Origin of the sequence: Nitrosomonas sp. Is24, from assembly GCF_033063335.1 — a bacterium.
Classification (GTDB): Bacteria; Pseudomonadota; Gammaproteobacteria; order Burkholderiales; family Nitrosomonadaceae; genus Nitrosomonas.
Genome location: NZ_JAWJZG010000001.1, coordinates 978,001 through 999,173, shown reverse-complemented (window position 1 = coordinate 999,173; position 21,173 = coordinate 978,001). Strand labels below are relative to the sequence as shown.

The following is a 21,173-nucleotide window of genomic DNA, read 5'->3' as shown; positions in this document are numbered from 1 at the left end:
GTCAATTCAATCTTCACCGGATAACGCAATCCCTGCGAATTTACCATTAAGTCCATAATCATCCTGCTCATCTCCGGTGATGGCCGCCTCGGTGACCGCCACCCCAATGTCCCCGGCCATGGTGTTTATGTCCGCCGCCGATATGTCTATGTTGTCCGGCGAAAGGACGATATCCACCGCCTTGATGCATATGACCATGATTATGCCTATGTCCTCGATTGGTATATCCGAACCCGCCGCCCATATAACCTTGACCGGCATAATAAGATGGCTGATAGCTGTAACCGTATGCCGCGCCCCGATAATAGCCCGTTCCTCCGTAATACGGCGTGGCTACGCAGCCGCCCAGAAAAATAATTGCGACGAAAGCAAGTGGAATAAGTATTCGTTGAGTGCTCATGATATTTCTCCTGAAAATTCACACAGACGGGCTATTTTGTGAGGTAATTTCTATGCAAACCCGTTTTATTCTCTAAAACCCGATACCCGAATCAATCGCGGTATCTCAGTTGCCATTGTGTGAGCATTGGGCTGAATATCAGCTGAATGTAAATCGTACCTATCGCAACACGCATCTCCGCGCTACGTTACCGGTTGGATTACTGCCCGGATAATAACGATGCGGCCATAACCTGCTATCATCAGATCAAATAGGATGAACATTGAATCGTAAAGAATCGCTCATCGCCCGATAACGCTTTTTACCGGAATCAACTTACACAAGATGCGCATTGCCATAATCGGTGCCGGCTGTTCCGGTCTCACCGCGATCAAGCACTTAGTGGAAGCGGGGTTGCACGATATCGTGTGCTATGAAAAGAACGATCAGATCGGCGGGAACTGGGTATACAGCACCGCACCGGGCCGCAGCAGCATCAGTAAGGCGACGCACATTATTTCTAGCAAGCCGATGTCGCAATTCAGTGACTTTCCGATGCCGGACGACTATCCCGATTACCCCAGTCATCAGCAAATACTTGCTTATTTCCAGGCGTACACCCGGCATTTTCAACTGGAGAAATATATTCGATTCAATGTTGCTGTTCTGCATGCGGAAAAAATTGAGAACGAGCGGTGGCGACTGACATTAAGCGATAGCACACAAGCGGAATTCGACGATCTGCTCGTCGCCAACGGGCATCACACCAAACCGCGTCATCCCGGGTGGCAAGACCGTTTTGCCGGAACATATCTGCATGCGCACGAGTTTAAAACCAGTCAAGGATTGGAAAACAAGCGGGTTCTTGTCGTGGGCGCTGGTAATTCAGGCTGCGATTGCGCGGTTGAAGCCAGTCGCGATGCCGCGCGGGTTGATATCAGCCTGCGTACACCGCAGTACATTATTCCCAAACTGGTCATGGGAAAACCGACCGATACCTTTGCGGCTTCTATTCAATGGATACCGCAAAGCATAAGAAACCGCCTGCAAAAAATTTCCCTGCGAATCCAAATCGGACGTTACCGCGATTATCAGTTGCCGGAGCCGGATTTTGCACCCACGCAAGCACACCCGACCATCAACTCGGTAATTTTCGATAGGATACGGCACGGCAAAATACACCCCCGCCCTGCTATTCAGGATGTTACGGATCACACGGTCCGCTTTACCGATGGCACATCGGCGCAGTACGATGTCATCATCGCCGCGACCGGCTATTCCATCAGCTTTCCCTTCTTTGATACAGACTTTATTAGCTGGGAAAACGCCAGCCATGTACCGCTTTATTTGCGCATTTTTCATCCCGGCCATCCCAGTCTGTTTTTTATCGGTTTGATACAACCGCAAGGTTGCATCTGGACTCTGGCCGAGCTGCAAGCGCGGCTGATCGGTCAATTCCTCGGCGGCAAAATCCAGCTACCATCCAATTGGCGTGAACAAGCCGATGCTGAAGGCGCATTCTGGGCGCGGCACTTCATTGCGCGTCCACGGCATTCCATCGAAGTGCAGTACCACCCCTATCGCCGCCAGCTCCTCCGCATGCTGCAAGGAAAATCCGTTCGATAAATTATCGTTGCTCCCGATTGAATCACTCCCCTGCGCCAGGAACATACCAAGACAGGCGGTGTCCTTTACAATAGTGTCACTTGATAAGAACTCCAACCCAACATACGCGAAATAAACCTATGAAATTCAATGTACAACCGGCAAACGATAGCGTTGGCTGGCGCTTTGACAATAGCTATGCCCGTTTGCCCGATTACTTTTACGCACCGGTTCATCCAATGCCGGTGCGCGCGCCGCGAACGGTCCTGTTGAATCATGCTTTAGCCGAATCGCTCGGACTGAATCTGCATGCATTAACGGCAGACCAAGCGGCTTTGCTGTTTGCCGGAAATGCACTGCCGGATACGGTGCAACCGGTCGCGCAAGCCTATGCCGGTCATCAGTTTGGTCATTTCACCATGCTGGGCGATGGGCGCGCAATATTGCTCGGCGAACATCTCACCCCGGCAGGCGAGCGGTTCGATATCCAGCTCAAAGGCTCCGGCCAGACACCGTTTTCACGGCGCGGCGACGGCCGTGCGGCGTTGGCGCCGATGCTGCGCGAATACATTATCAGCGAAGCAATGCATGCATTGAATATTCCTACTACGCGCAGTCTCGCCGTGGTTACCACCGGCGAACCGGTGATACGGGAATCCGTGTTACCCGGTGCAATTCTGACTCGTGTCGCTGCAAGCCATATCCGCGTCGGCACATTTGAATATGCGGCGGGGCAAGGCGATGTGAGAGCCATTAAAACACTGGCTGATTACGTCATTCAACGCCACTATCGCACCCTTACCGATGCCGATAACCCTTATCTGGCATTGTTGCATCAGGTCATTGAACGCCAGTCGGCATTGGTCGCAAAATGGTTGTTAGTCGGGTTCATTCACGGCGTGATGAACACCGATAACATGAGCATCAGCGGCGAGACGATTGACTATGGTCCTTGCGCCTTTATGGACGCGTACGATCCACACACGGTGTTCAGCTCGATCGACCGGTCCGGCCGCTATCGGTATAGCAATCAGCCCGTGATGGCACAATGGAATCTCGCCCGCTTGGCTGAAACCCTGCTGCCGCTCATCGATCCGGTGCAGGAAAAAGCCGTGGCGCTGGCGGAAGAAGCGATTCACGCTTTTCCGCAAATATACCAAGACCAGTGGATGAGCGGGATGCGTAAAAAATTGGGATTGCTCACCGAAGAAACCGAGGATAGCGCACTGATCTCAGCTCTATTGAGCTGGATGCACAGTCATCAAACCGATTACACCAATACGTTTCGCGCGCTGGCAGCGGAATCCTTGCCCGAAGACGCGGTGTTTCATGATGCCGGATTTGTGGCATGGCACACCCGCTGGCAAGCAAGGCTCGCGCGCCAACCCGATTCCCGGGAGATGTCGTTGCGTTTGATGCAAGCACATAATCCCGCAGTCATACCACGTAACCACCGCGTTGAAGAAGCATTGTCCGCCGCTGCGGAACACGGCGATTACACCGTGTTGCAGCAACTGCTTGCCGCACTGGCCGATTCATTCACCGATTTGCCCGAATACTATCATTACCGCACGCCGCCAGCGCCGTCGGAGCGTGTCTATCAAACCTTTTGCGGAACGTAAGCGGCTCAATGCGAATGCTTTAAAAGGAGAAGATAATGGCAATTACCCTGAATCACACTATCGTGCCCTGCTTCGATAAAACCGCATCGGCAAAATTTTATAGCCGGTTGTTTGGCTTTGAATATGTCGGCGTGTTCTCGCATTTCATCGTCGTGCGCGTCAATGACACGCTATGCCTGGATTTTGACAACAAAGAGAAATTTGACACCCTGCACTATGCGTTCAAAGTCTCGGAGCAGGAATTCGACGATATATTCGCCAGACTGCAAGCCGGGCATATCCCATACGGTAGCGGTCCCAGCACTGCGGATGATATGACCATCAATCACAATTATGACGGACGGGGCGTTTACTTTCGCGATCCAAACGGGCATTTGCTGGAGATGCTGACAGCGGATTACGTCATCCCGCCGCAATGACGCATTGGCGGATAAGCTCCGCGCATAGAAGTCATGCGGCAAGGCGCGAATGATAGAATAATGCTCAGGAAAAAATTAACAGGCGGTGATCATGCAAACATTCCATGGCCATATTTATTTTCTGGAAAATGAAATCGATCGTGCTGCCATTGTCCGGGAAAATATTGCTCAAGCGCTTCCGCAATTGACCTACGTCGGCCGGTTGATTGCAAAGCCGATCGGTCCGCATTCCAGACCGATGTTTGAAATCCATATTCCGGCATCCGAGATCGAAAAAATCACGCCGGTCCTGGATGAAATGCGGCAAGGTCTATCCGTGCTCATTCATCCGGTGCAGGAAAACGAGCTGGAAGCCCATACCGTGGATGCCAAATGGCTCGGAGAAGAGCTTCCGTTGGATTTGAGGGTACTGACAAAAAACTGATGGCAAGCGCGCACGTTCAATCTTTGCCTGCAGGTGCAGGCGGTTCTTTCTGTTTTCTCCATTGATCGTAGCACTCCAGTCCGCAGTAATACACGATGTAATCGGTCGCTTTCACACTGGTGGCTTCGGATAGCGGTATTTCTTTAAGGCACACTTCACAAGCTACCTTTTCCGGTTCGATTATCTTTTTCTGTTCAATCATCAGCGTCTCCCAATAATACAAACCGGTTTTGCTGCGCTCCTGCCATCACTTGTTACACACATGCGATCCGGTTAGCGCGGTGGCGGTGGTGGCGGATTACCCGGCGGGGGTGGGGGCGGCGTAAAATTTGCCGGTGGCGTTGCAATTCTGGGGCTGCTGCCGGTACTCACCGGTTGATCGTTAGTAATATTTCCCGACACCGGAACACGATGACCTTTTGCATACATACACTGGATGTAGCTGATGTCATACCGGTCTTGGTTGACATACCAGGATGATGAAGCAGTCCCTACCCCGGCCGCGCTACCGAGCAAAAGCCCCGTACCCGCTCCAATCGCAGCACCGTGTCCGCCGCCTAAAGCAGCCCCCGCAGCAGCACCGAGCCCGGTGCCTATCGCCGCGCTTTCCACACCGCTGGAACGAGCCGATTGCTGCGGTGTTGTGCCGCCGATTTGCTGGTACGCGTAAGCTCTGCATTCATAGTCATCGGCGCGGAACTGATCAAAGCTCTTGCCGGTGCCGGGTAACGTCAATACGCTCGGACCCGTCGGCATATTGGCACAGGCAGCCAGCATGCCGGTCATCAATAAAACGGATAATCTTTTCGGTGTAAACATGTTTGAACTCTCCGCGTTATTGTCCAGGCGGTTGCGGCGCTACCTGCATCCAGCCCCCCGGGCAAGTTTTGACATAAGGATAGTAACCATCCGCCTCTTGGCAATAATACCAATAATTGGTTTGCGGCTGCGCCGGTTGCGCTGGCTGAGCCTGTTGCTGCTGGACATAAACCGGCGGCGTTGTGGGCACAATCACCGTTTGCGGATAGGTGTACATCGGCGGGTAGTAATACGGATAACCAAACCCGTAGCCGCCAAAACCATATCCGCCATAGCCGTAGCCGCCATAAAACCCTGGCCCGTAATAACCCAATCCGATACTTAAATGACTGTGACCATGGCTATGACCGCCGACATGCCCGCCGCTACGCGCCCAAACGGAATTGCTTGCCAGGATTATCACAAGTGCAATGACCAGATACATCGGTTTAACAGTTCGCATAGAAGCTCCACTGACGAGTTATGCTGCAAGATGCTTTTTAGACTGACACATAAGTGCAGAATTCAATCGGTACCGAAGATGATAAAACAAAATCAACGCTGCCGCTTCTGGTTTCAATCCACCTCACACCGAGCTTAGCCGCCTCAATACTGTTCAATCGGCAACCAGGTGCTCAGCCCGCAAAGCCTTTTTATCGATTTTACCCACGCTGGTTTTGGCGATGGCATCGACTTGCTTGAATTTCGTCAGCAAGGCATGCTTTGAAATCAATCCGCGTTCGATGGATAGCCGCATTTGCTCATGCACGGCCGATTCACTGAAAATCGATTGATCCACGACCAGCAATGCCAGCGGACGTTCTCCCCAGCGTTTATCCGGCACGCCGATGACGGCCACCTCTTTGACACCGGCAACCAGGGATAAGGCATTCTCGACTTCCAGCGACGACACCCATTCACCGGCCACTTTGATGATATCTTTTAAACGATCGGTAATGTGCAGATAGCCATCCGGATCGATCACGCCGATATCCTGGGTATGCAAATAACCGCCCTGCCAGAGCGCCGCGTTGGCTTCTGGGTTAGCAAGATAGCCGTCCGTTAACCAAGGTGCACGCGCCACAATCTCACCGCTGCTTTGTCCGTCATGCAGCTGCGGCCGCATGGTTTCATCAACGATTTTCAGCTCTACCAACGGTATCGCACGCCCGGCGGAGCACACCGCAGCCAGCGCATCATCCGGCGCGGAAGCTTGCAGGCTGTTGCCGGTCAACTGCGCCAGCGTCAATATGGGCGCTGTTTCCGATAAACCGTAACCGGCAAAGCAATCGACCCCCATCGCCAGCGCTTGCTTAGCCAACGCATGCGGCAACGCCGATCCACCGATCACGACTTTCCAGCCGCGCAGATCGGTACCAGAAGCCTGCGCGGCTGTGAGTATCATTTTTAATAAAGTCGGCACGCAATGCGAACAAGTCACCTTCTCTTCACGAATCAACTTCAATAAGAAATCGGGTGCGTAACGCCCGGGATAAACCTGCTTGATACCGAGCAGCGTGGCAATATACGGCATGCCCCAGGCATGCACATGAAACATCGGTGTCAGCGGCATGTACACATCTTCGGCATGCAAGCGCTGATGCGCCGCCGGTGCCGCCAGCGCCATACCGGCAGCGAGCGTGTGCAACACCAATTGCCGGTGCGAATAATAAACACCTTTGGGCGCGCCGGTCGTGCCGGTGGTATAGAAAACCGTCGCGCGGGTATTTTCATCGAAATCGGTAAAATCAAAAGGTTCCGTTTTATCCGCCAACCAGGATTCGTACTCACGCTCAAAATGTACGGCGGTTTGCGGCAGCGCTGCGCCATCGGCGATAACGACAATCTTCCGTATACCGGATAATTCCGCGCGTATGGCTTCGATCACCGGGATGAAATCGGCATGCAACAATAGCAGCGCAGCGCCTGAATGATTCACGGTATACGCAATCTGCGCCGGAGTCAGCTTGGTATTGACCGTCATCAGAGTCGCACCGTACATCGGGATGGCAAAATAGCATTCCAGATAGCGGTGGCTATCGTGATCCATGACGGCGATGACATCACCTTGCTCGAAACCATCGGCTGCCAGCGCCGCCGCGAGCTGATTAATACGCGCGTACACCTGACGGTAAGTCAAGCGCAACTGATCGCGATAAACAATTTCCTGTCCGGGCGCATTCGCCAACGGTGTATGCCAAAGCTGTTTCAGTAGAAGTGGATAGGCTGTCATTTTTTTGCGAGTTGAGTGTTTCAACAATGATATCAATCAAGAATACCATCTTGCCATTCAAGATTAACCGGTCTTTATCTGCTAAATTTCAGCTGGTGAGCCGAATTGCCAAGCTATAATGCTCAGCAAACCAATCTTTGCGTATTTTTTTACCTTTTTTACAGCGCACTGAAAAAGCGTTAAGCCTTTCATTCCAATACGATAAAAACCGAACTCAGCGAACATGAATGTCTGGACAAAATACCTGCTTCTGTTCAAAACCGCCGAGGCAAAGCGTTTTGCCGCTCTGTTCGCCATCATTTACTTCGCGCAAGGCATGTCGGCGTTGACCGATCAAACCATCTCGATCACCTTCAAGGATCAAGGTTTTGAAGCCGACGATGTAGCCGCTTTTTTTCTGTTGGCATCGATTCCCTGGTTCATCAAACCCCTGTACGGGTTGATCTCGGACTTTCTGCCGCTCTTCGGTCAACGGCGCAAGAGTTATATGCTGCTGACTTCATCGCTGGCGTGCGGAGCGGGGCTGGTCGCTGCATTGACCACGCAGTATAGTTATTGGGAGCTCGCCGTCCTCTATACGATTATGGGATTCGGCCTGGCGTATAACGATGTGCTCAGCGATGCGCTGATGGTGGAAAATGGTAAGTTGCATGGGCTGACCGGTGCTTTTCAGTCGGTGCAATGGATCGCAATCACCACGGCATCGATCTTTGTTGGTTTACTGGGCGGGTATTTCGCCGAACACCGCGACCTGCACACGGCGTTTGCGGTCTCAGCGATATTTCCGTTTACTGTACTGCTGATGGCGATCTTCTTCGTGCGTGAGAAAAAGTACGTGCATTCAGGACCTGAAGCGTTCCAGGAAACCTGGATTGCACTGCGGGAAGGATTTGGAGAGCGCTCGATATGGCTGGTCGCGGCCTTCATTTTTCTCTTTAATTTCAGCCCGTCATTCGGTCCGGCATTTTTCTACTACAAAACCGATACGCTGGGCTTCAGCCAGCAGTACATCGGCATTCTGAGCTCCATCGACTCCACCTTCAGCATCATCGGTGCGCTGATCTATGCAGCGCTGTCGCGCACGGTGCCGCTGCGGCGCATGATCAACATCGCGATCGGCCTGTCGGTCATCACCTTGCTGGCGTACTTGGTTTATCGCGGAGAAACATCTGCATTGTTCATTCACATGATCTGGGGCGTCACCAACATGATCACCACCTTGGCGTTCCTGGATCTGGCCGCCCGGGCCTGCCCGAAACGGGCGGAAGCGACTTTCTTCGCACTGCTCATGTCGATTTTCAATTTTGGCACACTGGCTTCGCAGAACATCGGGGCACAGTTGTACACTTCGCTCGGCGAGGGATCGTTTGCGTACACTTGGCTGGTGACCATCTCGACCTGCACGACCGCCGCCATCTGGCTGTTCGTTCCGCTGATTCACATCGAACGTATTGAAGCACGCGCCCGCGACGATCAATCAAGCCAACGCTGAATTGCTTAAGCGCTGTTCTCCCATGTCTTGATCGGATGCAGCAACCAGCGAGTTTGGTAGTAAAATACCCGCCGTCTTATGCCTCGATCAATCTTCGAGCTATGGATACACAACCCATCCAACACTGAGGACTCGGATCATGTATGTCACCATCGTCTATGTTTCAGTCAAACCGGAAAAAATCGACGCGTTCAAGGCAGCTTGCCGGGTAAATCACGAAAACTCCATTCGCGAACCGGGCAACGTGCGCTTTGACATTCTGCAATCCGCCGGCGATCCGGCAAAATTTGTATTTTACGAAGCTTATAAATCGCAGCGGGACGCGGCTGCGCATAAAGAAACCGCGCATTATCTGGCTTGGCGCGATACCGTCGCGGATTGGATGGCCGAACCACGCAAGGGCATCGTTTATGACGGTTTGTATCCGACCGTGAGCAGCTCATGACACCATTTTCCATCGCCCGATTGCCGCGCATCGAATTTGGCGCAGGCGTTTTGAAGAAACTGCCGGATATTATCGCTAACTATGGCGCGCGCATCTTGCTGGTTACCGGCGCGCGTTCCTTTACCGATACCGGACATTGGTCCTATTTGATCGATCAGCTTGCGCAACGCGCAATCGGCTGGCAACACTGCACGGTAGCGGAAGAGCCTTCCCCTGCTTTGATCGATGATCTCGTCAGAACCTATGCCAATGATCGTTTTGCGGCCGTGGTTGGCATCGGCGGAGGCAGCGCGCTGGATGCCGCCAAAGCCATAGCCGGACTATTGTCAGTGCAACGCTCGGTGATGGATTACCTGGAAGGCGTCGGCCCGGAATTACCTTATGAAGGCCCTGCCATCCCGTTCATCGCCGTGCCCACTACTGCCGGTACCGGCAGCGAAGCGACCAAAAACGCTGTGCTCAGCGTGCAAGGCGAGAGCGGTTTCAAAAAATCATTCCGCCACGACAAACTGGTCGCCGAATACGCCATCGTCGACCCGGATTTGCTGGCCAGTTGCCCGGCCAGCGTGATCGCCGCCAACGGCATGGACGCGCTAACGCAACTGCTGGAATCGTATGTATCGACGAAATCCAATGCGTTCACCGACGCGCTGGCCATCAGCGGCCTGCAAGCCGCCCGCGATGCGCTGATTCCGCTTTACCGTCAACACGGCGACCTGGCGCGCCATCGCGAAAAAATGGCGTACGCCGCCCTGCTCTCCGGCATCACACTAGCACAAGTGGGCTTGGGCTCGGTGCACGGCCTGGCTTCGCCGCTCGGCGCTTTCTACCCGATCCCGCACGGCGCCGTCTGCGGCACCCTGGTCGCAGCCGCCACCCGCGTCAATATACACAGCTTATTAGCGCGAGAACCCAACAACCAAGCACTGGCGAAATATTTACACGTTGCGGAAATTCTCTGCGAAAAACGCTTTATCGACCCGGAAACAGCTTTCAATGCCCTCACCGGCCTGCTGGCACAATGGACCGACGAACTCGCCCTGCCGCGCCTCTCGCATTACGGCCTGCAGGAAGCAGGACTCGACAAAGTCATCGCCAACTGCCGTGGCAGCAGCATGAAAACTAATCCGATTGTGCTCACGGATGAGGAAATCAGGCAGATTTTGTTGGAGCGACTGTAATAGGATACCGTTTTCTGAATTCAATCAAATCGGTTTAAACGTTTTCGATTTTGCTCCCTGCGCCGGATAGCAAAACCCAGTACGCTAAGCCCAGCCAGCAGCATGGCATAAGTCTCTGGTTCCGGAACAGCAGCCATAAGCAAACCACCGCCATCCAGCGCATAAGTTTTTCCCAGCAGATATGCATTACCAGCCAAAGCCGGGTTATAGTAAATATTGTAATCGCTATGGATGCTGCTCAATTGGCTAACACCACCCGCTAGATTGAACTGTTCCACATACATCGCCGCACCCGGCGTTGCGTTACCATCCAAAATATTAAGCTCGGCACCCTGCGCGAGGAACAGTGATCCGAAAGCAAAGTTATTGGTAAAGCCGAAGGGCGACGCGCCTTCATCTATACCTGCCAGGTAGAGACTTTTCAATCCGCTACCATCGAAGAACAAGCCGGCGTTAGCGGTATTCCATAGCGTATTTTGCAGACTGTGATTCTCAAAGCTGCCCGTGATGTGCCACTCATCTCCAGTACCGCCAACGAGATAACCGCTTGTGCCGATGATTATGTTAGTAAAATTATTGATCGATGGATCACTGATGTACGAGCCATTTTCCGTGTAGGTACCGGAGAAGGTGACTGTCGTGTGCGTGGTCTTAAATTGTCCATTATTGACAACGTCACCGGTGAATATGGCCGGGCTATTTGCTATCTCAATCTTTCCGCTCGCGGTATTGGTAACATTGCCGTTCACCGTCATTGTGCCGCCGGTTTGGGTTATCGTGCCGCTATTATCTATTGCACCAACCACAAAGGCACCGCCGGAATGATTGTAAACGCCGTTATTTGTCATAAGACCAGCTATGGTATGAACACCACCGGTTTGGTTGAAAGTACCTGTAGAGGCGCTACAGCAAGGCCCACCTCCTATGAACTCACTACCAACTGACAGACTACCGGCATTCAGGTCATATTTTCCAGTACTTTCGACCCCACTACCAATGGAAAGGATATCACTCACCGTATTCGTGCCACCACTTTGAATGAAGGTTCCGCTGCTGAAAACACCGCCGCCGATAAACTCGGAACTCACCGATAAACTACCGGCACTGAGGTAATAGCTGGCGGAACCAAAATAATTTCCAACAATAAAGTCATGAATCACTGTATGTGTACCACCACTTTGGGTGAAATAGCCGCTGCCGATATTATCAAAATATCTACCGGATCCGACAAACTCGCTATCTGCCAATAAGTCACCAGCGCTCAAGTTATAGGTGCCGACTCCCCCATCGTAACCAATGAAAAGCTCGCCACGCACCGTATGCATGCCGCCACTTTGAGTGAGGTCGCCATGACCATCAGGTAGATAATGACTGCCATCGCCTTGTCCGATGAACTCAATATCTGCCAACAGGCTACCGGCACTCAAGTTATAAATACCGCTGCTGCCGACAAGACCAAGGGTAAGACGATTCACTGTATTTGTACCGCCGGTCTGGTTGAAAGTACCGGAATAAATATGCTCACTACCTGCCGATAGGCTACCGGCATTCAGATCATATTTTCCGGTACTCGCCTCTCCAATACCGATAGAAAGAATGCCACTCACCGTGTGTGTACCGCCGCTCTGGGTAAAGATACCGGTACCGCCGACTACCATTGGATCACGATAAAAAGTAGAGCCTATAGATTCACTTTTCGTCGAAAGACTGCCTGCGTTTAAGGTATAGGTACCAAATCCACCTAATCCAATGGAGAGAATGTCACTCACCGTGTGTGTGCCACCGCTCTGAGTAAAGATGCCGGTGGCTCCTTCCATAGGATTAGAATAAATAGTAGAGCCTATGGATTCACTATTCGTCGATAGACTGCCTTCGTTTAAGATATAGCTCCCCCTTCCATTTGGACCATATCCAATGGAGAGGGTGTCACTCACGGTGTGTTTGCCACCGTTCTGGGTAAAATTACCGGAACCACTCTCCCAAGGAGCAATAGCAGAACCTATGGATTCACTATTCGCCGATAGGCTGCCTGCAGATAAGGTATAAGTACCGAACCCACGTTCGCCAATGGAAAGCCCACCATTTACCACATGCATGCCACCGGATTGAGTAAAAATGCCATTGGTGCCGAAAGAATAAACATCGTAACCAATCCCAATGACCTCGTTATCTACCAACAAGCTACCACCACTCAGGTTATATTCGCCACGGCTACCGGCCCGGCTAATAATCAGGTTAGTCACCGTATTTGTACCCCCGCTTTGGGTAAAAACACCATATACATCTGGGATAAGTGTGTAACTATCACCGATGACCTCCTCTTCTGCCGATAGACTACCGCCACTGAGCACATAACTCCCGTGCCCGGACGAACCGGAATCAAAACCGGAGCCGACTATTTGACTGGAAACAGTCAAACTACCACCAGCCTGCAGGAAGCTAATGGTGTTAGCCGTTTCTGAACTAATCAACAGCGAATTGGCCGAGCGATTGCCGGTAGCGCTGGAGAAATTCAATATCGTGTCCACCCCGCCGTACGGGCTGACGATTACGTCGTCACCACTACCCGGAACACCGGATGGAGACCAGCTACTGTCGTCATGCCAGAAACCATCACTGCTGCTCCAGGTTTTGGTATCCGCATGAACGGCTTGGTTGACAAAACCAGCGGAAACAAAACTTACTGCAAAAATTAATACGAATGGCTGCTTATGCATTATGTAGCCTCCATAAAGAGAAATAGGCGACATCAACGGTGTCGCGAAAGCCATCTTGAAACTTACATCATGTTAGGCCGCTTTCTATGGAAACAAAATAAGCAAATGCCTTAATTTAGGCACAGCAATTTCTTATTAAAACACCTCACCCAAAAAATTCTCAACCGACCGGTACGCTCTATTCGCCGCCACTTCCTTGTACACCGTGCCAAAGCTGGGATTGTTGGCTTTCGGGTTAGTGAAGGCGTGCATCGTGCCACCGTAGACGTGCACTTGCCAATCGACGTTGGCGCGAGTCATCTCGGTTTCGAACGCGAGAACTTGTTCGGGTGGCACCATCGGGTCGTCGTGGCCGTGCAGGCAGAGCACTTTGGCGGTGATGGTTTCGTTGGGAACATTGCCCGGCGCGAAGATACCGTGAATGCTGATCACGCCTTTGACATCCGCGCCGGAGCGTGCCAGTTCCAGCACGCATAGACCGCCGAAACAGTAGCCCATCGCGGCCACCCGGGCTGGGTCCACTTGCGGCAGTTGCCGCACGGCGTGCAGCGCGGCATTGATTCTGCGCCGTAATAATGCCCGGTCTTGCGCATATGGCGCCATCAACGCACCGTTTCTATCCGCGTCGCCATCCGCACCGAAGATGCCTTTGCCATACATATCCAAGGCAAAACCCACGTACCCCATGTCGGCGATTCTTTCCGCGCCTTTGCACGCCAGTTCGCGCCGTCCGCTCCAATCGTGCGCCACCAGCACGGCGGGTTTCGGCGTGCCGGTGTCGTGATACGCCAGATAGCCTTCGAGTGGTGTGCTGCCATCCTGATAATCGATCGTTTTTGTAATCATGTTGTCTCCTTTACTTGAAAGCAGTGATAATCTCACTGCGTGTCTCAATACATCCCTAATAATTGACCCAAAGGACTTGATCATGACAAACACACTTAAACAAGTTGCAGTCAGTGTTTCAGCACTATCGCTGTGCTTATTATCCACTCCGTCTTTCGCGCAGGATTTCCCCACACAAAAGGTTTTACCGCTGGAATTATCAACCCAGGCGGCGATGGCGGCAATCAAAAAATGTCACGACGATGGCTTCAAAGTCAGCGTGGCGATTGTCGACCAATCCGGATTACTCAAGGTACAACTGAAAGCCGATGGTGCCGGGCCGCATACGTTGGATAGCAGCCGCCGCAAAGCTTACACCGCCAACAGCTTGCGCGATTCGACACACAAATACGCCGTGCTCGTTGCGCAGAAACCGGAATTGCAAAGTTTGACGCGCTTGAACGAGAATATTTTGTTATTGGGCGGCGGCTTCCCGATCAAGATCGGCGGTGAGGTGGTCGGTGGCATCGGCGTCGGCGGCGCGCCGGGCATTGAGTTCGATGAAGTCTGCGCCAGTGCGGCGCTGAAAGTGCTGAAAGCCGACGAAACGTATGAAAAGAAATAAGCTGTGATTATTTCCGCGTCATCATGGCGGCATACGCGATGAACATTTCTTCCAGGAATAAGCGCGGATTCAGCGGATGATGCGATAGCTGCTGCTTGGCGTTGAGCCCCCGGGTGAAGGTCACACACCCGGGTAAATCCATGTGTTGGCTGAGCGCTTGGATGGCCGGTAACTGTTTCACGTAGTAGCGGATTTTTCCGCTGGTGCGATAGCTGACCAGGTCGTAACACCATTTTTGCAGCCAATTGACGACGATGGATAGATTGGTTTGTTGCAAAGCTTCCGCCAGGGATAGCGGATCCAACCGGCTGGGATGGCCGATTTGCTCGATGAATTGCCCGTATTGCGCTGCATTTTCTCCTTTAGCCAGCAGCAGCGCCGTTAACGGAGAAAAACCGGCGGCCGCCAGACTGGCTTCAGGGTCGCTGACTTCCTGCTGCTTTAACCACGCCAGCGCTGCCGCCGCATCCGGGAGCGGCATCGCGATTTGCTGGCAGCGGCTGCGGATGGTCGGCAGCAAACGCTGCGCTTGATGCGTTACCAGCAGAAACAATACCTGCTCCGGCGGCTCCTCGAGTTTTTTCAACAGTGCATTGGCTGCTGCACTGTTCATGGTTTCCGCCGGATAAATCAGGATGATTTTGAGACCATTTTGATGTCCACTCATATAAACAAAATCCGTCAACTTGCGGATTTGCTCAACGCCGATTTGTTGACTGGCGCTTTTCTTGGGTGCGGCACTGCCGGATTTTTCTTCACTGTCTTCTTTTTCAGCATTGCTATCGGAATTGGTAAGCAACGCTTCCGGCATGACCTGATAAAAATTGGGATGGCTAGCTTGCTCAAACCAGCCGCAACTCAAGCACGTTCCGCACGCTTTTTGTCCGGTAGCTGGTGCTGTACACAGTAATGACTTCGCCAATTGACGGGCAAATTCGTATTTGCCGGTGCCCTTTTTGCCTTTGAGCAGCAGCGCGTGCCCCTGGAATTGACGGCTATGCATCAATTTCTGCCAGATGTCGTGTTGCCAGCTATAAATATCAGCCATGATTCAACAAAGGCTGCAGAGTCAGTTCAACCGCCGCTTTCACTTCCGCTAAGGACTGGCTGCTATCGATGATTTTAATGCGGCCTGGAAACTGCCGGGCTCTATCCAGATACGCTGCACGCACGCGCTGGAAAAACTCGGCTTGTTCTTGCTCGAATCGATCCATACCCCCCCCTTGACTAACGCGCTGTCGTCCAACTTCCACCGGCACATCGAAATACAGCGTCAAATCGGGCTGCAAAGCACTCTGCACCCAGTGTTCCAGAATTTCCAGTTTACCGGTATCCAATCCTCTCCCTCCGCCTTGGTAGGCAAAGCTGGCGTCGGTGAAACGATCCGATATCACCCACCGCCCTTGCGCTAGCGCAGGCAGAATCACTTTATCCAAATGCTCTCGCCGCGCCGCAAACATCAGCAAAGCTTCAGTCTCCGCGTGCATCGTCATGGATTTATCCAGCAGCACAGCGCGCAATCGCTCACCCAGTCCGGTACCACCCGGCTCACGTGTGACGACGGCCTGCAATCCTTGGCGCTGCAACAACTCGACAATCCACGCCAGCTGCGTCGACTTGCCCGCGCCGTCGATGCCTTCCAGGGTAATGAATTTGCCTTGTGTCATGCCATTCCGGTTTTCAAGTTTTATGAAGGTACGCTACCATGCGCGATCAGTTAATTATCCGCTCATTTTAACGCATGCCAATCGATGCCGCAGGTCTTCTGGATTCCGCTCAATTTATCGCCTCGCCCAATTGCGACGAACGCCCGGCAGGCACGGAAATCAGCTTACTGGTGATCCACAACATCAGCCTGCCGCCGGATGAATTCGGTGGCGATGGTGTGATTGAATTGTTCACCAATCACATCGACCCGCAGGCACATCCTTATTATCAGACGTTACAGGGCTTGAAAGTCTCGGCGCATTTTTTCATCCGCCGCGATGGAGCGATCATTCAGTTCGTACCTTGTATGAAACGCGCTTGGCATGCCGGTGTTTCGCAATGGCAAGGCCGCGAACGGTGCAACGATTTCTCCATCGGTATCGAGCTGGAAGGCAGCGACACCACGCCGTTTACCGATGCGCAGTATGAAACTTTGATCGGTTTGACCCGGTGTTTGTCCGAGCACTACCCGATTCAGAGTATCGCCGGGCATTCGGACATCGCCCCCGGGCGCAAAACCGACCCGGGGCCTTGGTTTGATTGGGGGAAGTATAGTCAAAACCTGGGTAACAACTTAATCATCCGTCGTGATGATTCTGGATTAATATAGTACCGAAGAGCTTTTAGTGGTATGGATTAACTACGCATATAGCGTTGTCTATATCCGTTTCATAGGTACACACGCTCAATACGACCGGATCGATGCACAAACAATTTAGCACCAGGAACAACCACCATGAACATCAAACCCATCAAGACCGATACTGACTACCGCGCTGCGCTGAAAGAAGTGGAAACACTGATGACGGCCGAACCTAACACGCCGGAAGGTGAAAAGCTGGATATCTTGGTAACACTGATCGAAGCCTATGAGCGCAAGCATTTTCCGCTTGATCTCCCCGATCCGGTAGAAGCCATCAAATTTGAAATGGAACAGAAAGGTTTAACGGTCAAAGACCTAGAACCGATGATTGGAAAAAGCAACCGCGTCTATGAAGTTTTGAACCGGAAACGCGCGCTAACGCTAAGAATGATCCAAAAATTGCACCAGGAACTGGGAATTCCAGCGGAGTCTTTGATAAAACAACCGGCCTGAATTCGGAGATGCTGGCTTACCGAGATCCGGTTTGATGTTTCAGTCGTTGCAAAAATACACTATCAGGACACGACCCCTTACCGTGCGCTGAATTCACTGTGATATCAAGATGTGACTCCACGTTCGATTGATGCGCCTCCTTGTAGCCGGCACATCCTACCGAGCTTGATCAACCGACCAGCCAATAACACACCGTCGTGATCACCGCAGCCCCAATAAAGTTAAGCACCAACCCTTCGCGCACCATGCTGCTGATCGGCACCGCGCCGGTACCGAACACGATCGCATTCGGCGGCGTGCCGACCGGCATCATGAAACCATAGCTGGCGGCCATCGCGGCTGGCAGCATCAGCAGCGCGGGATCGACATTGGCGGCTAGCGCAGCCGGACCGAGAATGGGCATCAACAGAACGGTGATGGCCGTATTACTCGTTATTTCAGTCAGAAAAGTAACCGATAGTGCAACGAATACAATGATGATCAACGGATGCAGACCGGACAAAACGGACAACTGCTCGCCCACCGCTTGCGACAATCCGGTTTCCATGAATGCCTGCGCAATCGCAATCCCTCCGGCAAACAAAATCAAAATACCCCACGGCACCTTGACCGCGGTATCCCAGTCCAGCAATTGGCTGCCACGGCCGTTCGGAATCAGAAACATCGCCACCACGGCGATCAATGCCACCGTCGCATCGCTCGCCCCTTTCAAACCGAGCCAGACGCTCCAGCCACCGAACGGTTCGTTGCGCGTGATCCACGCCAGCACGGTCAGCCCGAAAATCAGCAGCATGCGCCGCTCTTCCGCGCGCCACGGCCCAGTCGGCGGCATCGTCAATTCGCCCTTAAAATGTAAATGCCGGGTCAACCACAAACCCGCCAGCGGCGTCATCAACAGCACCACCGGCACGCCCCAGCTCATCCACTGCGTAAAACTGACCGTGGTCCCCGTGAAGCTTTCATACTCGCGCATGAACACCAGATTCGGCGGCGTGCCGATCGGCGAACCCAATCCGCCGATACTGCTGCCGTAAGCGACCGACAACAGCAACGGAATGGCCAGTTTTTTGTCGCCACTTTGATCGATCACCGCCAGCGCCAGCGGCAGCATCATCAACGTAGTGGCCGTATTGGAAATCCACATACTGATGAATGCGCAGGCGCACAAAAACCCGAACACGATGCGTCGGCTGCTATGCCCGCCGACGATGCGAATCAGCCCGAGCGCCAGCCGGTGATGCGCGCCGGAGTGCGCTAGCGCCGCCGAGATCATGAAACCGCCGAGCATCAGCAACACCATATCGTCGCCGTACGCTCGCGCAATGTCCTCCTTGGTCAACACCCCCGCCAGCGGAAACACCGCCAACGGAATGATCGACGTCACCGGTATCGGAATCGGCTCAAAAATCCACCAGACAACGCACAAAGTGACGATGGCCCCGGCCCAGCAGGCTTTGGTGTCCCAGCCGGAGGCGTTCATGCTGGTTGCCACAAGTATTGCAAATAAGGGGCCAAAAAATAAAGCTAAATAATTACGCATTACTATAATTTTAATGATCTGATTTTTTTCAAAAGTTTTAGCTAGTAATAAAAAATTACTAGCATTACAACTACTAAGTGGTAAAAACGATCAGAATGTGTATTTTTTATATAGATTTTCGCTTCCCCGGTTTTATGCTTATTAAGCCTGCTGATCAATATTATGTATTTGTAAAATTTATTTTTCGGATGGACAAGATATACTGTTTCCTGGGAGAGTATTTATATCTTGAGCTTCACTTTGAAGATTATTCTGAAACATTACCCTAGTATAACCACTACAAATAAAAGCCATTACGATTCGATGATCACTTTTCCCCATAGTTGTAATACATGGTTGGCTTTTTTTTGCATCAGATTCTTCTACATCTATTAAGTTATGTTTCTGTCGCCTATGCTTATCATATAAGCAAACTTTGCGAAGAATTTCTTCAGTAGAAGGAACATCTTTTAGAGGTATAAATTTCATCAAATCTGGCTTCATTATACTTCGAAGCCCAAACTTTCCTTCTTCACTAATATGCACTTTAGAATCATATAATGATGTTGCATATCCAACTGGCTTAAATTCTCCGTTATCTTGTTTAATTTCTATGCGATGCTTTGAAATATCTTTTCCTACTATATATTGATCACCCTTATCTGAGGTGCAACTCTTTTCCTTATCAATATTCCAGCTTCCATCAATTGCGATTGCACGAACACCAGTATCTTTCGTAAAGTCTTTGTCAGTAAAAATATATTCATAATCTTTTTGAAACTGAAAATATTTTGCATCCTCAAGCTCAGTACATAAATTTCTTCCTTTATTTTGGTTACTTTCTTTTAATTTTTTAATTTCATCTTGCAAGTTATTAATTAAATTATTATCTGGTGGATAAAATGCTTTAATTATCGGATGATCTCGTAGGATCAGGGCTGCAAAAATGAAAGTAACTAATAAGAACGCAAGAGGAATTAAATAAGCAGAATCAATTTTAGATATTCCAAATTCAAAAAATGATATTTGTCTATTTCTTCCTGTTAATAAAAAAATACTGACGCCAATAAAAGCTGCATAGCTTACCCCAAATAATGAAATAAAAAGGAACTCCATGTTCAATACCTTCCTACTTTAATAAATTAAATTAAATTAAGGAATTATCTTATAATTAGATACCAACTGGCATTCCCCACCCGGTGCCACTTCGATGACATCATCCGCCGCATTGGTCGTTTCCACGCACAACAGGCGCTGGTAATCGTGATCTTCCAAATCGGCCATATCTCTGGCGATTTTCTCCCACGGGTTCCATACCACCGCGGTTTTGCTGCCTTGTGAGGTGATTTGGATGCGGCGATTGAGGGCTTCATCGTCGATGGTCAGGGTATTGCCAACATTGAGATAAATGCGGTCGACTTCGGCGTCGATGGTGACGTCACCGGTTTGGTGTTTTTGCGTGTTGCCGCCACCGGCTTTGTCGAGATAGTCACAACCGGCGAGTCCCACTACTTTCGCGCGAGTAATGTCTCCGACCTTGAAATAGGTATGGAATGCTTGTGTGATGGTGAATTTTTCCTTGCCGGTGTTGCGCGTGATCAGCGACAGGTTTAACGAGTCGCCGATGACGATTTCCTGCCGCAGACTGAACGCATGCGGCCAAATGGCTTGCGTTTCCGGCGTATCGTCGAGTCCGACGGTGACTTTGATATCGCCGTCACTCAATGCTTCGGTCGCCACTACGTTCCAGCCGCGGTTGCGCACGAAACCGTGCCCTGGGCGGCCTTTGCCTTCGGGATCGGCGCCGAACCACGGCCAGCAAATTGGTGCACCGCCTTTGATGGCTTTACCGTCCTGGTAATACGCTTTCGCGCTCAAGAACATCACGTCTTCCGGCTCACCGGCGGGCTGATACGACAGCACCTGACCGGCATGAACCGAAATCAGTGCTTTAGCTTTGGCGGTTTTCACTTGAATCATCGGCAGTCCACCGTTACCGGCGATAAATTCGAGTTGACCTGCAATGGCAAAATTGGCGTTCAGTTGTTCGATAGTCATGTTGTTTTTCCTTTATTGTCGATTGATT

Annotated in this window: 22 protein-coding genes and 1 pseudogene; 11 read left to right on the top strand and 12 right to left on the bottom strand. The window is 51.6% G+C overall.

Going from position 1 to position 21,173, the window contains the following annotated elements:
• Positions 1 to 67 precede the first annotated feature (67 nt).
• Positions 68 to 400: a hypothetical protein gene (locus R2103_RS04400; protein ID WP_317530307.1), complete on the bottom strand. Its 333-nt coding sequence runs from the start codon at positions 398 to 400 to the stop codon at positions 68 to 70.
• Positions 401 to 724: 324 nt separating this feature from the next.
• On the opposite strand from R2103_RS04400, the gene R2103_RS04395 reads away from it, so the two are divergent.
• From R2103_RS04395 to R2103_RS04380, 4 genes are all read left to right on the top strand, one after another.
• On the top strand, positions 725 to 2,005 hold the full coding sequence (locus tag R2103_RS04395; protein WP_317530306.1) for a flavin-containing monooxygenase: 1,281 nt from the start codon (positions 725 to 727) through the stop codon (positions 2,003 to 2,005).
• A gap of 119 nt (positions 2,006 to 2,124) precedes the next feature.
• The gene (locus R2103_RS04390) at positions 2,125 to 3,606 is read left to right on the top strand and encodes a protein adenylyltransferase SelO (RefSeq protein ID WP_317530305.1); all 1,482 of its coding nucleotides are present in this window, start codon (positions 2,125 to 2,127) and stop codon (positions 3,604 to 3,606) included.
• Positions 3,607 to 3,641: 35 nt separating this feature from the next.
• Positions 3,642 to 4,025, top strand: coding sequence for a VOC family protein (locus tag R2103_RS04385; RefSeq protein WP_317530304.1), 384 nt, complete (start codon positions 3,642 to 3,644; stop codon positions 4,023 to 4,025).
• 91 nt (positions 4,026 to 4,116) lie between these two features.
• A complete protein-coding gene (locus tag R2103_RS04380; RefSeq protein WP_317530303.1) occupies positions 4,117 to 4,449 on the top strand; it encodes a DOPA 4,5-dioxygenase family protein in 333 nt (110 codons plus the stop codon).
• 16 nt (positions 4,450 to 4,465) lie between these two features.
• Here the strand turns inward: R2103_RS04380 and R2103_RS04375 are convergent, their stop codons facing one another.
• The 4 genes from R2103_RS04375 to R2103_RS04360 all read right to left on the bottom strand — a co-directional run bounded on the left by R2103_RS04375 (position 4,466) and on the right by R2103_RS04360 (position 7,480).
• Positions 4,466 to 4,651 (bottom strand): DUF3330 domain-containing protein, encoded by a 186-nt coding sequence (locus R2103_RS04375; RefSeq protein WP_317530302.1) that lies wholly within the window; start codon positions 4,649 to 4,651, stop codon positions 4,466 to 4,468.
• Positions 4,652 to 4,722: 71 nt separating this feature from the next.
• Positions 4,723 to 5,268, bottom strand: a complete 546-nt coding sequence (locus R2103_RS04370; RefSeq protein WP_317530301.1) for a YMGG-like glycine zipper-containing protein — start codon at positions 5,266 to 5,268, stop codon at positions 4,723 to 4,725.
• A gap of 16 nt (positions 5,269 to 5,284) precedes the next feature.
• Positions 5,285 to 5,710, bottom strand: coding sequence for a hypothetical protein (locus R2103_RS04365; protein WP_317530300.1), 426 nt, complete (start codon positions 5,708 to 5,710; stop codon positions 5,285 to 5,287).
• A 153-nt stretch (positions 5,711 to 5,863) separates the two neighbouring features.
• The gene (locus R2103_RS04360; RefSeq protein ID WP_317530299.1) at positions 5,864 to 7,480 is read right to left on the bottom strand and encodes a fatty acid--CoA ligase; all 1,617 of its coding nucleotides are present in this window, start codon (positions 7,478 to 7,480) and stop codon (positions 5,864 to 5,866) included.
• Between the two features lie 223 nt (positions 7,481 to 7,703).
• Here R2103_RS04360 and R2103_RS04355 point away from each other — a divergent pair, with 223 nt between their 5' ends.
• The 3 genes from R2103_RS04355 to R2103_RS04345 all read left to right on the top strand — a co-directional run bounded on the left by R2103_RS04355 (position 7,704) and on the right by R2103_RS04345 (position 10,598).
• Positions 7,704 to 8,972, top strand: coding sequence for a folate/biopterin family MFS transporter (locus R2103_RS04355; RefSeq protein WP_317530298.1), 1,269 nt, complete (start codon positions 7,704 to 7,706; stop codon positions 8,970 to 8,972).
• Between the two features lie 139 nt (positions 8,973 to 9,111).
• Positions 9,112 to 9,417 carry an antibiotic biosynthesis monooxygenase gene (locus R2103_RS04350; RefSeq protein WP_317530297.1) on the top strand — a complete coding sequence of 102 codons (306 nt, stop codon included), beginning with the start codon at positions 9,112 to 9,114 and terminating at the stop codon, positions 9,415 to 9,417.
• Complete coding sequence (locus R2103_RS04345; RefSeq protein WP_317530296.1) at positions 9,414 to 10,598, top strand: iron-containing alcohol dehydrogenase; 1,185 nt, start codon at positions 9,414 to 9,416, stop codon at positions 10,596 to 10,598. Before R2103_RS04350 ends, R2103_RS04345 begins: the two co-directional genes overlap by 4 nt.
• A gap of 20 nt (positions 10,599 to 10,618) precedes the next feature.
• Here the strand turns inward: R2103_RS04345 and R2103_RS04340 are convergent, their stop codons facing one another.
• Positions 10,619 to 13,315, bottom strand: a complete 2,697-nt coding sequence (locus R2103_RS04340) for a beta strand repeat-containing protein (protein WP_317530295.1) — start codon at positions 13,313 to 13,315, stop codon at positions 10,619 to 10,621.
• 135 nt (positions 13,316 to 13,450) lie between these two features.
• Positions 13,451 to 14,161 (bottom strand): dienelactone hydrolase family protein, encoded by a 711-nt coding sequence (locus tag R2103_RS04335; protein ID WP_317530294.1) that lies wholly within the window; start codon positions 14,159 to 14,161, stop codon positions 13,451 to 13,453.
• Positions 14,162 to 14,243: 82 nt separating this feature from the next.
• On the opposite strand from R2103_RS04335, the gene R2103_RS04330 reads away from it, so the two are divergent.
• The gene (locus R2103_RS04330; protein ID WP_317530293.1) at positions 14,244 to 14,765 is read left to right on the top strand and encodes a heme-binding protein; all 522 of its coding nucleotides are present in this window, start codon (positions 14,244 to 14,246) and stop codon (positions 14,763 to 14,765) included.
• Positions 14,766 to 14,772: 7 nt separating this feature from the next.
• Here R2103_RS04330 and holB read toward each other — a convergent pair whose 3' ends face one another.
• Both holB and tmk read right to left on the bottom strand, forming a co-directional pair.
• The gene (gene holB, locus R2103_RS04325) at positions 14,773 to 15,813 is read right to left on the bottom strand and encodes a DNA polymerase III subunit delta' (RefSeq protein ID WP_317530292.1); all 1,041 of its coding nucleotides are present in this window, start codon (positions 15,811 to 15,813) and stop codon (positions 14,773 to 14,775) included.
• Positions 15,806 to 16,432, bottom strand: coding sequence for a dTMP kinase (gene tmk / locus R2103_RS04320; protein ID WP_317530291.1), 627 nt, complete (start codon positions 16,430 to 16,432; stop codon positions 15,806 to 15,808). The genes holB and tmk overlap by 8 nt, the downstream gene beginning before the upstream one ends.
• A 74-nt stretch (positions 16,433 to 16,506) precedes the next feature.
• Between tmk and ampD the strand changes: the two genes are divergently transcribed.
• The 3 genes and pseudogenes from ampD (at position 16,507) to R2103_RS04305 (ending at position 17,568) form a co-directional block, all read left to right on the top strand.
• Positions 16,507 to 17,082, top strand: coding sequence for a 1,6-anhydro-N-acetylmuramyl-L-alanine amidase AmpD (gene ampD / locus R2103_RS04315; RefSeq protein ID WP_317530290.1), 576 nt, complete (start codon positions 16,507 to 16,509; stop codon positions 17,080 to 17,082).
• Positions 17,083 to 17,095: 13 nt separating this feature from the next.
• Positions 17,096 to 17,191, top strand: a pseudogene (locus R2103_RS04310) (type II toxin-antitoxin system HigB family toxin); the annotation flags it as partial.
• 17 nt (positions 17,192 to 17,208) lie between these two features.
• Complete coding sequence (locus R2103_RS04305; RefSeq protein ID WP_317530288.1) at positions 17,209 to 17,568, top strand: type II toxin-antitoxin system HigA family antitoxin; 360 nt, start codon at positions 17,209 to 17,211, stop codon at positions 17,566 to 17,568.
• 169 nt (positions 17,569 to 17,737) lie between these two features.
• Here R2103_RS04305 and R2103_RS04300 read toward each other — a convergent pair whose 3' ends face one another.
• From R2103_RS04300 to R2103_RS04290, 3 genes are all read right to left on the bottom strand, one after another.
• Positions 17,738 to 19,060 carry an SLC13 family permease gene (locus tag R2103_RS04300; RefSeq protein ID WP_317530287.1) on the bottom strand — a complete coding sequence of 441 codons (1,323 nt, stop codon included), beginning with the start codon at positions 19,058 to 19,060 and terminating at the stop codon, positions 17,738 to 17,740.
• A 225-nt stretch (positions 19,061 to 19,285) separates the two neighbouring features.
• Entirely contained in the window at positions 19,286 to 20,203 is a 918-nt protein-coding gene (locus R2103_RS04295) for a hypothetical protein (protein WP_317530286.1), read from the bottom strand.
• Positions 20,204 to 20,239: 36 nt separating this feature from the next.
• On the bottom strand, positions 20,240 to 21,145 hold the full coding sequence (locus tag R2103_RS04290) for a D-hexose-6-phosphate mutarotase (RefSeq protein WP_317530285.1): 906 nt from the start codon (positions 21,143 to 21,145) through the stop codon (positions 20,240 to 20,242).
• Positions 21,146 to 21,173: the final 28 nt, after the last annotated feature.